Here is a 12,899-nt window from a genome sequence, read left to right on the forward strand (position 1 = left end):
ACTTCTCATATCCTTTATACTAGGCCGATAAGTGAGGCTATACCCCCCCCCCAGAATTTTGGGAGGATTTACTAGTATACTGTACACATCGTACTTCATAATTACTATCTCGCTCCATCACTTTATTCACCATATATATTAAAATAAAAAACACTATTTCTTACATTTTTACTATAGCACTTCTAGCAATTAAATAACATAATAAAGATAATAAGTTTTCATAATTTTCAATTTATATATTGATAGATATACGATTTAATAATTTTTTAGCGAACAAGATATGATGCATGACTCATCAAAAGAAGTTTTAAATTACACAGTCCTAAATTTTTCCTAATATCTTTGTGCCATGTGCTTGATTTACACCAACTTGTTTTATAACATTCCTGACATTTTCATCTGTAATACCACCACCGGGTAAAATTTCAATTTTATCTTGTGCTTGCGTAACTAATTCTTTCAAGTGATAAAGAGTATCTGATATTGGCTTATTTAATGTTCCGCCATGCGTTAAAACTCGTATAACGTTATTTTCAACTAACCACTCTAAGGCTTTCTTTTGTTCATTATTTGTTAATTCGTCAAACGCCATGTGTATCACAACTTCTAAATTTCCAACATGTGCAGCTGAGATTAACTTTTTCATCGCAAATTTATCTAAATAATTGTCTTCAGTCAAACAACCAAAGGCTACACCATCTGCACCCAGCAAGCTACAAATCTGGATGTCATGAACCATTATTTCTAGTTCATCAGCATCATAAATAAAATTTCCACCACGTGGTCTAATCATAACGACTACTGGAACATCATACTTATGAGCATATTCAACTGTCTTCTTAATTACGCCATATGAAGGTGTTGTTCCGCCAGCAACCAAGTCATTATTTAATTCAATTCGGTTAGCTCCACGATTAATTAGCAAAGGAACATTAGTAAAATTCTCAACGCATACTTCCTTGATCATCCGTTATACCTCACTGAAGTTTAATTTTATCTTTATATTACAACAAAACCCGGAATTCGTCTGAATTCCGGGTTTTATAATTTTATTAATTAAAATTTATTACAAACTAATTTGACCACTAGCTAATAATTCATCGCATTTAGTTGGTTCAAATTCGTCTCCAGCCTTAAAATCATCAGGAACGACCATAATACCACGCTTTTGAGGAGCATGTGCCAATCCTAATTCACGAGCTGAACAAATCATACCGTATGAATCAACACCGCGAAGTGCACCTGGCCAAATTTGTTGACCATTTGGCATCAAAGTACCAGGAAGTGCAACAACTACCATTTGACCTTGAGCAATATTTGGAGCACCACAAACGATTTGGTGTTCTTCACCATTTCCTACATCAACAGTAGTTACATGCAAGTGATCAGAATCTGGGTGTGGTTCACAAGTCTTAACGTAACCATAAACAAGAGTTGGCTTCCCAATTTCTAACTTAGTGTCAAAACCAGCTTCAACTAACTTCTTGTTCAAAGTATCAACTAATTCTTGCGTTGGCTTAATTTCACCATTTGGTAGCTTATCATAATCTAAAAAGCTACTTACGTTAAAGAAATTAAATCCAATAACTTCGCCATCTTCATTTTCAACTCGCGTAACTTGATCCTTTTCTGTGAACTTACTACGACCCTTATCTTGGTCAAGAATCACAATTAAAGTATCAGGGTAACTTGTTTTATTGGTAGAAATAATCATTTCTAGTAAATTTCCTTTCCTAGACTATTTGAGAGAGTTAAGGAAGTTTTCTACTTCTTCTTTAGTCTTTCTGTCCTTATTTACTAGTCTACCAATTTCTTTGCCATCTTGGTAGACAACAAAGCTAGGAATTCCAAAGATATTTAATTCTTTTGCTACATCAATTGAGCCATCACGGTCAATCTTATAGAATTTTGCATCAGAATTATCTTTTTCAATTTGTGGTAAAAATGGATCTAAGAACCGGCAATCTGGGCACCACTTAGCTGAAAACAATAGAACTACTTTGCCACTTTTAGTGATTTCCTTCAATTTTTCAGGAGTTAATTCTTTAATTTCTTCCATTTTATCTCACTCTTTTCTTACTTTTTATAAGTTATATTTATTTTACAACCTTTTATTTTAAAAATCTAGTCCAAGATCTTTTAGCTTGTCATAAAAACAGACTACAATAAAAATTAAGAAAGAAGGTAGTAAAATAATGGTTGATATGAACAAGAAACTACTTCAAGCCGGTTATCGTCTACACTTAATTTTTGATGAAATGATTCAAGATATCAGAAAAGATACTGATAATTGGATTATGATTATTGAAGAAAATATTGACCAAATTTCTTTATCGATCTCTAATTATCATAAAATCGCGGCCAGAATCACTACCAATACAAGAAAGAACGGTTTACCTTCACACTTAAAATATGCTTCAAATGAAACTTTAAAAGTAATGGATGCGTTCAATGACGAAATTCTTACATTCGATAATTTTGTAGATAGTAGCGATCATATTAAAGCTTTTACAAAGTTTGTTAGAGCGGTTAACTATACAAATGAATTGCTTCTAGAGTTGAAATTACAAAATAGATAATTGAATGAAAAAAGTGTCTAAGGAAATCAATTTTTCTCAGACACTTTTTATTATTTATACATAGCAACGATTTTTTCTAACTCTTTGTCAGAAATCAATTTCAAATTTTTTACGAATTCTGTAGCTTGTTCTAAAGTACTGCCATTTTCCATTTGATTCTCAAGAATAATTTTGGCAGAATCGACTTTTCCTTACTCATATCCTGCTCTCCCAGCAGCTTGTTCACGTTCTAGCATTCTTGTTTTGCAAAGCATGATCTTTTCCCTCATTTCTGGATCTTCATTGATTTCTTTAATTCTTCTTTGCACGTAATCAAAACGTTTATTTAATTTAACTGGCTCATTGTTCATTAGTTTAGCTAGAGCCTTTAAGTCTTCACTTTGTCCCTCAGCTGAAACTTGTGAATTAATGATAATCTTTGTCACACCATCCTGCAATTGTTTCGACTTATCTTGATCAGGCTACCCCATATGTTTATTACGCAAAGTGGTGCTATTTTTCCTGAGAAAATAAAAAATGCTTCCCAAAATGAGAAACATTTTTCGGCTCTATTCAAAATGTGCATGTAGACAGTAAATTGGATTACCTTTTGCTGCAAATTTATGTTCATATTCAGTCTCGACATTTCTTTCAGAAATCTCATTTTCTGCATGGTGTAAATCCAAACTTACATAATCAAATTTCATCCCATAATTGTTGAGACTTACCAAACTATATTCAAATAATCCCTGATTATCTGTCTTAAATTCTAAATGTCCTTCTGGTTTTAATATCTGACGATACTTGTCTAAAAAGCTCTTATAAGTCAATCTCCGCTTTTCATGACGAGTCTTTGGCCATGGATCAGAAAAGTTCAAATATACAACGTCTACGCTGTTTTCTGGTAAATACATTGCAATATTAGCTGCATCTGCACACATCAACTGTAAATTATCTATCTTTTCTTCTAACTTAGTTCTCAAAATCATCCCTGCAGCTGTTGTTTGCAACTCGACCCCAATAAAATTCATTTCGGGATGATTTTTAGCTAAAGTAGTAATAAATTGACCCTTACCTGAACCAATTTCAATAGCAAGAGGTTTAGAAAAATCATCAAATCTTTCCTCCCAGTTAATTTTCTTTTCTGGATCTGGCTCATTTAAAATTGCTTCTGGATGCTCAACTACCAACTTTTGAGCCCAAGGTTTATTTCTTAATCTCATTTTTTCACAACCTAATATCTAACTTTTTTAAATAACTGTTCAATTTTACTTGGTAAATAGAAATATAGCAATAAGAATGTTAAAGCAAGCAAACCAATTACGCCGCCAACTGCTTCTAATTTTTGCGGAGAAAAGATAAGAATTGCTAAGCTAATCAATCCCCACTCAAGTAACATTCCCTTTTGTAAAACTTTTCTTAATGCTTCTCCTCTAGAAGCAAATGGGATTGGCATTACATGATACATCATATTATGCTCATAAACCGTTCCAAGAGGAATTAATTGATAAAGCGTTAAGAAAATAATCAAGGCTCCGCTTCCAATTGCCCAGCGCGCATCTTGCAAACAAGCAATTAATAAAATTGAAAAAAGCACCATTCTAATTAATAAATTACTATACTCTGGATCTCTTAATAATACCCTTTGATAAATAAAAGTATTCGGTGTTTGATCTTCAGTTTTAATTAAAAAGTCTAGATACTTTCTTCTAGAAATGCGAACCTTCTTATCTGGTACATCAGTAAACATGCTATAGAAATTATTTAGTAAGTCTACTCTTCTTTCTTCATAATCTAGGGCCTTGTACCAGTCAAACATCTTACCACGTGGTAAGTAATCTATCCAAATCCACCCTGCAATTGCTACAGTTGAATAAAGAATTGGGTTAGGATAATATCCTAAAAAAGATAAATAGAGTACTAAAAAGTTAATCCCTAAAAAAAGCCAAGTATTGTAATAATCACGCTTATTAAAATAAAAACTTCTAACGATCAACTTAAACTGTAAATCTTTACTTGCAATTAATCCAATTACGATAAAGACCAAGTTACCAATTGAAAAATTAGCTCTCATTGTCGCAAATGGCAACAAAATACCTGATACCAAGATAATCAAAACCACCGGCAAAATCATATTGTGTATATACAATGGCTTAAAATATTTTTTCATTTCATTATCTTGATTGAACAAGAAATGTTCATCCGCTCTATCAAATAAAGTTGCAAAGTGCCCTATTCCTAAAGTAGCAGTCCAAATTAAGGCTAAAAGTGGCTTATAAAACCATAGATTATTTGGCCATTTCTTAATATTTTGAGCATACCAGAACATTAAGGCTCCGAATAGAAAAATTAAAGCTAGAATAAAAAAGTCATTGAAGACTAAAGTCAAATAGTGCATCTGCTTTTTAAAGTTCTTATTGAGCCTATTATTAATTAACTCAGTCATGCTTTTTCACCGTTTTCTGATTTAAAATTTGATATAAACGATCAAATGAGTCGCTTGGTTCTAGCCCATAAAATTTTCTAATTTCATTTAAACTACCTTCAGTTTCAATTGTGCCATTATTTAGTACTGCAAAAGTCTGAACAGCTTCTTGGGCTTCAGCTAAAACATGAGTAGTCATTAAAACCATTTTTTGATTAGCAACTGCTTCTTTAACCAAGTCGATAAAGTTTGCTACGGCTAAGGGATCAAGTCCAGTAAATGGTTCATCAATTACTAAAAGATCCGCATTTGCTAAAAAGCTGGTTACAATCATTACCTTCTGCTTCATCCCTTTAGAAAAGTTAATCGGCAACCATTCAAGCTTATTTTCTAATCGAAACATCTTGCATAATTCTTTTGCTCGTGCCCACGCTTGATCATGGTCTAGACCATAAGTAAGCATTATTAACTCAAGATGCTCTTTTAAAGTTAATTCTGGATATAAAATTGGTGTTTCCGGAATATAAGCAATCATCTTTTTAAATTCAGCAGGATTTTCAGTTAAGCTTACTCCATTTAAAGTAATCTTTCCCTTTTGCATTCTTAGTAATCCAAGCAAGTGCTTAATTGTAGTTGACTTACCAGCACCATTCAATCCAATTAAACCAACAGCTTGACCTGGTTCAATTGTTAAATTTACATTTTTAATGACATTAATTCCCGAGTAGCCCCCGGTTAAATTTTCTATTTTAAGTGCCATTACTTTTTCCTCTCTACTGCAATAAGATACATATTTATGATAGCATGAACATAAGTTAAACTAAATTTTCTTTTCATTACGAAAGGGGTCTTATTCATGACAGAATTAGAAAAGGATTGTTTATTTTGTAAAATTATTAGAGGAGAAATTCCCTCTTACACAGTTTTTGAAAATGATGACGTTAAAGCTTTTCTTGATATTTCTCAAGTAACTAAGGGACATACTCTAATTATTCCTAAAAAGCATCTCGTTAACTTCTTTGATTACAGCCAAGAAGATGCAGCTCGCTTTTTACAATATATTCCAGTTGTTGCACAAGCAATCAAAAAATCCGATCCAACTATTAAAGGATTAAATGTTGAAGTAAATAATGGAGAAATTGCTGGTCAAGTAGTAATGCACTCACACATTCACTTAATTCCACGCCGAGGTGAAAGTGATCCTATTTCCACTCCACATGTAAACAATGCCGATAAATACTCAGAAGAAGATTATCAAGCTGTTGCAAACGCTATCAAAAACAATCTATAATATCAGTAATTTTCCTTTTAATGCGGTACAATAAAGATGGTTATTAAGTAAAAAATTATTGAATAGATAAGAGGTATACATTATGTCTGGATTTTTATTAGGAATTCTTAGTGGAACTGTTGCAGGTGGCTTATTATCATACGCAAAGAATCCATTAAGTGGCAACTCAATTAGAAGTGATGTTAAGGATTCAGCAAATAACTTCACTGATTCTGTTCACCGCGTTAAGACAATTTATGATGAACTAGAAGAAAAGAGAATGGAACAACCAGAAGAAACAAAGACTGACAACACTGATGCTACTCAAACTCCAGCTGAAGATGAAGAAGTTGCAGTTTCAGAACGTCCTTCACTTAAAGACAAAGCTCATGATTTAGTCGATGCTTTTTCTGCAGCTTCATTTAAGGCTGTCGATCATGATCGTGTATTTGCTGCAATTAAAAATAAATTAGATGAAGCAAAAGAAGATCTTGAAGACGCAAGCGATGATGTTAAAGATACTACTCAAGATGAAGAAAAAGTAGATACAAATTCTGGTGCAAGCGAAGAAGAACATAAAGAAAATAAGGAAGAAAATTAATGAAATTTTTTGGAATTGGCTTAGGATTAGGAAGTTTAGCAGGATTAGGTATTTCTCTTCTTCCCAATCCACAAACTGGTCATAAAGTTAAAGACGATGTCCGTCTCTTTTTAAATGATACTAAAAATGATGCCACTTCATTAGCAACTAGCACAAAACAAGCTAAAAACGCTGCTAGTCAACTAATTAGTGATCTACCACAAGCCGAACAGTCAGTTAAAGATATTCAAAATAGCTTAACTAATTTTCAAAGTTCAATAAAACCAGAAGTAGATCAAATGATGGAAAATGTCTCTCATTTGACTGAAGAAGCAAAAACTACAGTTGATGGAATAAAAAATGAACTTTAATCTTAAGATTTGTTAGTCTTTTTTATAAATATCAAGAAAACTCCTATTGTCCATTGGGATAATGGGAGTTTTTATGTTATATTTGAATTTGTAATTAAGCAAAGGATGTGCAAATTAATTTATGAAAAAAACATGGAAAAAAGCAGCTGCTGTTTTAGCTTTTGCAGGAATTGCCTTGGGCGCTACTGCTTGTTCTGGCGGTAAAGCTGTCGTTACTTATAAGGGTGGTAAAATTACCGAATCACAATACTACGACAAAATGAAAGAATCTCAAGCAGGTCAATCTACTCTTGCCAGCATGATTGTTTCTGATGCCTTAGAAAGTCAATACGGCAAAGACGTTACTCAAAAGCAAGTTGATAAAGAATACAACAAGTACAAGAAGCAATATGGTAGTCAATTCGATTCTGTCCTTGAACAAAATGGAATGACTGCTTCTACTTTTAAGGACAACTTGAAGACTAATCTTTTAACTGAAGCTGCTTTGAAGCACATCAAGAAGATTACTCCAGCTCAAGAAAAGAAAGCTTGGAAGAATTATCAACCAGAAGTTACTGTACAACACATTCTTGTTTCAAAGAAGAGTACAGCTGAAGACATCATTAAACAATTACAAAATGGTGGCGACTTCAAGAAATTAGCTAAGAAATACTCTACTGATACTGCAACTAAAAATGATGCCGGTAAGTTACCTGCATTTGACTCAACTGATTCTACTTTAGATTCTAGTTTCAAGACTGCTGCATTTAAACTTAAGACTGGTGAAATTACTACTACTCCAGTTAAGACTCAATACGGTTATCACGTAATTAAAATGATTAAGCACCCTGCTAAAGGTACTTTCAAAGAACACAAGAAACAAATTGATAACCAAATCTATCAATCAATGTCCGAAGATCAAAGCGTTATGAGAAGCGTAATTGCTACTGTTCTTAAGCGTGCTGATGTTTCTATCAAGGACAAGGACTTGAAGAATGTTCTTTCTCAATACGTTTCATCAGATAGCCTTTCAAAATAAAACATTATAACTAAAATACCGAGATCAATTTACGATCTCGGTATTTTTTTGCTCTATTCTAATTTTGGTGCTTTATCTAAAGCTTCATCATTTTTTGGACGGTAAAATCTCCGATTATCTTGCGACTTAATTGTTTCGGTAAACTCACCTGGTTTGGTTTGTTGCAAAGCATTAGTAATTGCATAAACAGTTGCATCTAAATCATCAATTTTATGCAAAACTTCAGCTTCCAAAACTACAGGTCGATGAGCTGCACCATATTCTGGCAAACCATGATGTGATAAAACAAGATGTCTTAAAAGCATTAAATCTTCACTATGTTCATCAATCTTCAATTCATGCGCTGCCAACATAATTTGTTCATCAATCAAAACTAAATGTCCAATTAGATTTCCTTCAGTCGTGTACTTGGTAGCAACCGGGCCAGATAGCTCAATTACTTTTCCCATATCATGTAAAATGCAACCTGCGTAAAGGAGAGAACGGTCAATTTGCGGATAAGTATTAGCGATTCCCTCTGCATCCCTTAACATCGAAACAGTGTGGAAAGCCAAACCGTTTCTGACAGCATGGTGATTAGACTTACCTGCCGGATATGAGAAAAACTGCTTATTCCACTTTTTAAGTAAATAGCGTACAATCCGATTCCAAGTTGGATTCAATATTTCAAATACGCGTTTATTAATTTCTTCTTCAAGCTCTTTTTGCTTAATCGGAGCAGAATGAACAAATTGACTTAAATCATAGCCTTCATTTGGTCCCACTACTCTTAAATCATAGATTCTTATTTGTGGTCGATCTTGATACTCTTCTCTTTTTCCACTTAATTCAACGATTGTCCCAGGACTAAAGGTATCAGCATCTTGTTGACTCGCATTCCACAAATTACCTCTAATTGTTCCGCTTGAATCACTAAATTGTAAAACTAAATATTGTTTTCCGTTTTTACTGGTACGAAGACTGGAATCTTTTAAAAGTAAAACCAAATCCATATCTTCGCCATCATTATAATCAAGCAACCTTTTAATCATGGTTATTCCTTCTCTATCTTTATCGGTTCAATAGCTAAGTTATCTACTAAATCCTGCCTTGCTGTAAAAATTAACACTTGTGTCTTTTTAGCTAATTCTTCTAGCAGTTTAACAATATGACTAGTTCTTTGTGCATCAAAGTTTACAAAAGCATCATCAATTAAAATTGGTAAGGCGATTTTATCAGAAACTTGCTCAACAAAGGCTAATTTTAGAGCAAAATATAATTGTTCACTGGTTCCTCGAGACAGATAGTCGACCTCAAACTTCTTACCATCTGCTCTTTTAACTTTAAGTTTTTTATCTAATTCGATATCGATATACCTGCCACCAGTTAATAACTTAAAGTATTTCTTTGCATCTTCAAGCATCTTAGGAAAGCGTTCATTTGAAGCTAGATCGAGCCCTCTAGCAATCCAGTTGCTCGTTAACAAATTAGCCAGATATTCTTTAACATTTTCATTTAATGACGATTCTAAATCAGCAAGTTTCTGTTTCTCTGCAAAGTATTTATCAGAATTTGCCAAAATATTCATCTGATTTTCTAGCTTAGCATTTTCTGCATGTAAATCATTAATTTGCGCTTGCTTAGCTGAAATTTGCTCCTCTAAATGAGCCTTATTTTCTGCCAAAGCATTTGGATCTTGAGCAATTTTTTCTAATTGCGTTAAATCAGCTTGCAAGTCATTCTGCAATGCATCTATTTTCAATTTTAATTGATCTTGCTCTTCAGCTTGCTTTTTTAAGTCGGAAAATTCTGCAAAATCAGTAACCTTATTTGCGGCAAAAATTTTAGAAAGCTCAATTTTATTTTTTGCTAATTGGTTCTTTCTCTCCTGCAATTGCACGGCAAGATCATTTAAATGCTGCTTAGCTAAATTATTCTGGTCAAGCAATTTTTGTAGGGAATTTAATTGACTCACAATATCTGAAAAAGTCTGAATATTGCCTGTAATAAAGGGATGTAAATCTTGTACAAAGGCTTGAATTTTTTCGTTTAAAGACTGTTGTTCCTGGTCTAATTGCAAAAGATTTTGCTTCTTAGATTCAATTTGAACAAGTTCGTTCCATAAACTGTTTAAATCTACTGTATTTGGATCAAGTCCATATTTCTCAATAAATTCTTGCTCTTTTTGTCCATCCTTGGCATTCTTTTGTCTTGTCCAAACAAATAGACCCAGGCCTCCAAGTGCGATCATTGTTCCAAGAAAACGGACAAATAAATTATTAATTGCGATTGCGCTAAATAGACCAGCAACTAATAAAATCAATGACACAATTCCGGGTAAATTATTAGCTTCTTGTTTTTGATTTTTCAAATCCTGGTAATCTGACTTTATTTGTTCTCTTGTTTCACTAGAAAGCTTTCCTAATTTAACCGCTTCTGGTTGGAATTGTTCATAAGACTGTAAATCTTTTTTAGTCGCTTCAATTTGCCTTTGCAAATCCTTACTTTCGCTTTCCCAATGAAGTACTTCCGCTTTATGGTCAACTAAGGCTTGAATTTTATCTTTATTAGTTAAGTCACTACTTGTTTCAATTTCTTGTAGCTGCTTGTCTAAGTTATTAACATCAACTGTTAAGTCAGCAATCTTACTTTGAATAGCTTGTGCTTTTTCATAATCTTCTTTAGAAAACGAAATAGGTTTTAACTCTTGCTTAAGTTCCTGATATTGCTTAAAATTAGTCAATTTTTGCATCAAAAGACTAATTTTTTGCCCTTGTTCATTTAACTTAGCTAGCTCTTCTTGAACTTCTTTTAAATTATTTCTTTCTTGAGCTAGCTTTTCTTCAAGCTCACGGTAATCTTTAAATTCATTATCTGTTTGAGCTAAAACCTCTTTTTGCTCTTGAATTTGATTAATTAATTGGTTAACTACAGGTTTGCGCCCGCTTTTTTTGAATAATTTTTGTGCGTTGTTTGAGAATTCATCCCTTAAATCAAGCAGCTTATGGCTTTGCGAAGCACCTAAAAAATAAATCTGCTCCATCAACTCTGCTTGCGACAAGCCATTTACTTCTCGCAACATGTCTTGATTAAAAATAAAGCTATCAGTATAGAAACTACCGTCGATATTCTGAATTCGATCAAAAAATACACTTTCTGGCACTTCCTGGTCGTTTAAGCTAACAGTCAAAACACCCTTTTTAGTATCGCCCTTTGCATATAAACGACTTAAAACAAAAGTTCCATCCTTATCTTCAAAGGTTAAACTCCCACCCATCGGGCTTACGTGGTCTAAAGGTTGATAATTTTCAAAAAATGGTGATTTATTAGTTCTTAAGTGAAAGCCAAACAAAATTTGCTTAACAAAAGCGACAGTAGTACTTTTTCCTGCTTCATTTGCACCTAAAAATACAGTTAAATCTTTGTTCAAATTAAAAGTTACATCATTTAATTTTCCAAAGTGAATAATTTTAATTTGAGTTAGTTTCATCATCCATATCCTTTAATTTCTGTCCTAACTTAACCTGCGCTAATTCTTTTACTTCGTCAATAAATTCTTGCTTTTTCAAAAGATCAGCAACATAATTACTCTTTTTGCTTAAATCGTTAGCTAATGAATAAATTTTGTCTAGATCAAAAATTTCGCTTTCTGCTTGGTCAAACGCTTCTTTATCTGCTGTTTTAAGTTGTAGCTTCTCATTGTTTGTTAAATAAACTTTGACTAGACGAGAATCGAAGTTCAATGAGTTAGATAACTGAAGCCAGTAGTCACTGTCGTTGATTAATTCTAACTCTTGTTCACTTAAATATTGAGCGCCTTGAATTGTCAGACCAAATAAAGTTTTTTGCGTATTTTTCTTAGTCAGAATATCAACTATTCTTTTTGTTAAGTCAGCTTGTGAAACTTCTTGGTCTAAACTTAAAGTCACCATTTGCCAAATAATTGGCGCGGTTTCAACAAAGTCAAGACTAATCTTCTTAGTTGTCTCATCTACTGTATTAAGATAAACGCCTTTAGCATCTCTCTCATTAATGTGTCTTCCCTGTAAATTACCACTATAGACAATCCATGGCTCTTGGCTTAAGGTCTGACGCAAATGGATATGTCCTAAAGCAAAATAATCATAATTTAAGTCTTTAATCTCAGCTGTAGTAAAAGGAGCGTAAACATTTTGATGTTTTGCTGTAGTCTTAGCCCCAGCATGCATCAAACCAATAGTAAAATTGTCGCCCTTTTTTGGGAATTCGCTAATCTTATCAGCTTCAATATGATTATGTTGGTAAGAAAAGCCAGCAACTGTATAAGGAAAACCGGTCTTGGTTTTAAATTGAACTTCTTCTACTTTTTCATCAGGACCTAAGAGCTTAAAGTATGGCGATTGAGGTAAGATCATCTCATCTGGATTTAAATAATCATGATTTCCTAAGATCATAACAACTTGTATTTCTTGATCAGTAAGTCTCTTTATTTCTCTGCTAAAAAACAACTGACTTTGAGGGCTAGGATGAACTGAGTCAAAAGTATCACCCGCAATTAGGACTAAATCTACACTCTGCTCTAGAGCTATATCAATTGCTTTAGTAAACGACTTTTGGGTTGACTGTTTAATATTATTAAACTCATTAGATGGCAAAAAAGATAGTCCTTGAAAGGGACTATCTAAGTGCGCATCTGCTAAATGCATAAATTTCATATTA

Annotated in this window: 14 protein-coding genes and 1 pseudogene; 5 read left to right on the forward strand and 10 right to left on the reverse strand. The window is 33.2% G+C overall.

Translation table 11 applies throughout. The features are described from left to right. Window positions 1-322 precede the first annotated feature (322 nt). The 3 genes from QM512_RS06155 to QM512_RS06165 form a co-directional block, all read right to left on the reverse strand. Window positions 323-967 (reverse strand): copper homeostasis protein CutC, encoded by a 645-nt coding sequence (locus tag QM512_RS06155; protein WP_282804909.1) that lies wholly within the window; start codon window positions 965-967, stop codon window positions 323-325. Window positions 968-1,066: 99 nt separating this feature from the next. Further along, complete coding sequence (gene ytpR / locus QM512_RS06160) at window positions 1,067-1,714, reverse strand: YtpR family tRNA-binding protein (protein WP_282804910.1); 648 nt, start codon at window positions 1,712-1,714, stop codon at window positions 1,067-1,069. A gap of 24 nt (window positions 1,715-1,738) precedes the next feature. Continuing rightward, complete coding sequence (locus QM512_RS06165; RefSeq protein ID WP_282804911.1) at window positions 1,739-2,059, reverse strand: thioredoxin family protein; 321 nt, start codon at window positions 2,057-2,059, stop codon at window positions 1,739-1,741. 136 nt (window positions 2,060-2,195) lie between these two features. On the opposite strand from QM512_RS06165, the gene QM512_RS06170 reads away from it, so the two are divergent. After that, on the forward strand, window positions 2,196-2,579 hold the full coding sequence (locus tag QM512_RS06170; protein ID WP_282804912.1) for a hypothetical protein: 384 nt from the start codon (window positions 2,196-2,198) through the stop codon (window positions 2,577-2,579). A 50-nt stretch (window positions 2,580-2,629) separates the two neighbouring features. On the opposite strand, the pseudogene QM512_RS06175 reads toward QM512_RS06170, so the two are convergent. From QM512_RS06175 to QM512_RS06190, 4 genes and pseudogenes are all read right to left on the reverse strand, one after another. Beyond that, a pseudogene (locus QM512_RS06175) lies at window positions 2,630-3,016 on the reverse strand (hypothetical protein). A 111-nt stretch (window positions 3,017-3,127) separates the two neighbouring features. Further along, window positions 3,128-3,781, reverse strand: coding sequence for a tRNA (guanosine(46)-N7)-methyltransferase TrmB (gene trmB, locus QM512_RS06180; RefSeq protein WP_282804913.1), 654 nt, complete (start codon window positions 3,779-3,781; stop codon window positions 3,128-3,130). Between the two features lie 11 nt (window positions 3,782-3,792). After that, a complete protein-coding gene (locus QM512_RS06185) occupies window positions 3,793-5,004 on the reverse strand; it encodes an ABC transporter permease (protein WP_282804914.1) in 1,212 nt (403 codons plus the stop codon). Then, complete coding sequence (locus tag QM512_RS06190; RefSeq protein WP_282804915.1) at window positions 4,997-5,743, reverse strand: ABC transporter ATP-binding protein; 747 nt, start codon at window positions 5,741-5,743, stop codon at window positions 4,997-4,999. Before QM512_RS06190 ends, QM512_RS06185 begins: the two co-directional genes overlap by 8 nt. A gap of 96 nt (window positions 5,744-5,839) precedes the next feature. On the opposite strand from QM512_RS06190, the gene QM512_RS06195 reads away from it, so the two are divergent. From QM512_RS06195 to QM512_RS06210, 4 genes are all read left to right on the forward strand, one after another. Further along, window positions 5,840-6,274, forward strand: a complete 435-nt coding sequence (locus QM512_RS06195; protein ID WP_282804916.1) for an HIT family protein — start codon at window positions 5,840-5,842, stop codon at window positions 6,272-6,274. 82 nt (window positions 6,275-6,356) lie between these two features. Continuing rightward, window positions 6,357-6,854: a hypothetical protein gene (locus QM512_RS06200; protein ID WP_282804917.1), complete on the forward strand. Its 498-nt coding sequence runs from the start codon at window positions 6,357-6,359 to the stop codon at window positions 6,852-6,854. After that, complete coding sequence (locus tag QM512_RS06205; protein ID WP_282804918.1) at window positions 6,854-7,204, forward strand: YtxH domain-containing protein; 351 nt, start codon at window positions 6,854-6,856, stop codon at window positions 7,202-7,204. The genes QM512_RS06200 and QM512_RS06205 overlap by 1 nt, the downstream gene beginning before the upstream one ends. A 121-nt stretch (window positions 7,205-7,325) precedes the next feature. Then, window positions 7,326-8,222 carry a peptidylprolyl isomerase PrsA gene (locus tag QM512_RS06210; RefSeq protein WP_282804919.1) on the forward strand — a complete coding sequence of 299 codons (897 nt, stop codon included), beginning with the start codon at window positions 7,326-7,328 and terminating at the stop codon, window positions 8,220-8,222. Window positions 8,223-8,275: 53 nt separating this feature from the next. On the opposite strand, the gene QM512_RS06215 is transcribed toward QM512_RS06210, so the two are convergent. The 3 genes from QM512_RS06215 to QM512_RS06225 are packed head-to-tail and all read right to left on the reverse strand — an operon-like array spanning window position 8,276 to window position 12,895. Further along, the gene (locus QM512_RS06215) at window positions 8,276-9,253 is read right to left on the reverse strand and encodes a 3'-5' exoribonuclease YhaM family protein (protein WP_282804920.1); all 978 of its coding nucleotides are present in this window, start codon (window positions 9,251-9,253) and stop codon (window positions 8,276-8,278) included. Between the two features lie 2 nt (window positions 9,254-9,255). Next, window positions 9,256-11,691: an AAA family ATPase gene (locus QM512_RS06220; RefSeq protein WP_317133745.1), complete on the reverse strand. Its 2,436-nt coding sequence runs from the start codon at window positions 11,689-11,691 to the stop codon at window positions 9,256-9,258. After that, window positions 11,672-12,895 (reverse strand): metallophosphoesterase family protein, encoded by a 1,224-nt coding sequence (locus tag QM512_RS06225; RefSeq protein ID WP_282804922.1) that lies wholly within the window; start codon window positions 12,893-12,895, stop codon window positions 11,672-11,674. Before QM512_RS06225 ends, QM512_RS06220 begins: the two co-directional genes overlap by 20 nt. Window positions 12,896-12,899 lie beyond the last annotated feature (4 nt).

The sequence above is a fragment of the Lactobacillus isalae genome (assembly GCF_947539375.1).
GTDB classification, from domain to species: Bacteria; Bacillota; Bacilli; order Lactobacillales; family Lactobacillaceae; genus Lactobacillus; species Lactobacillus isalae.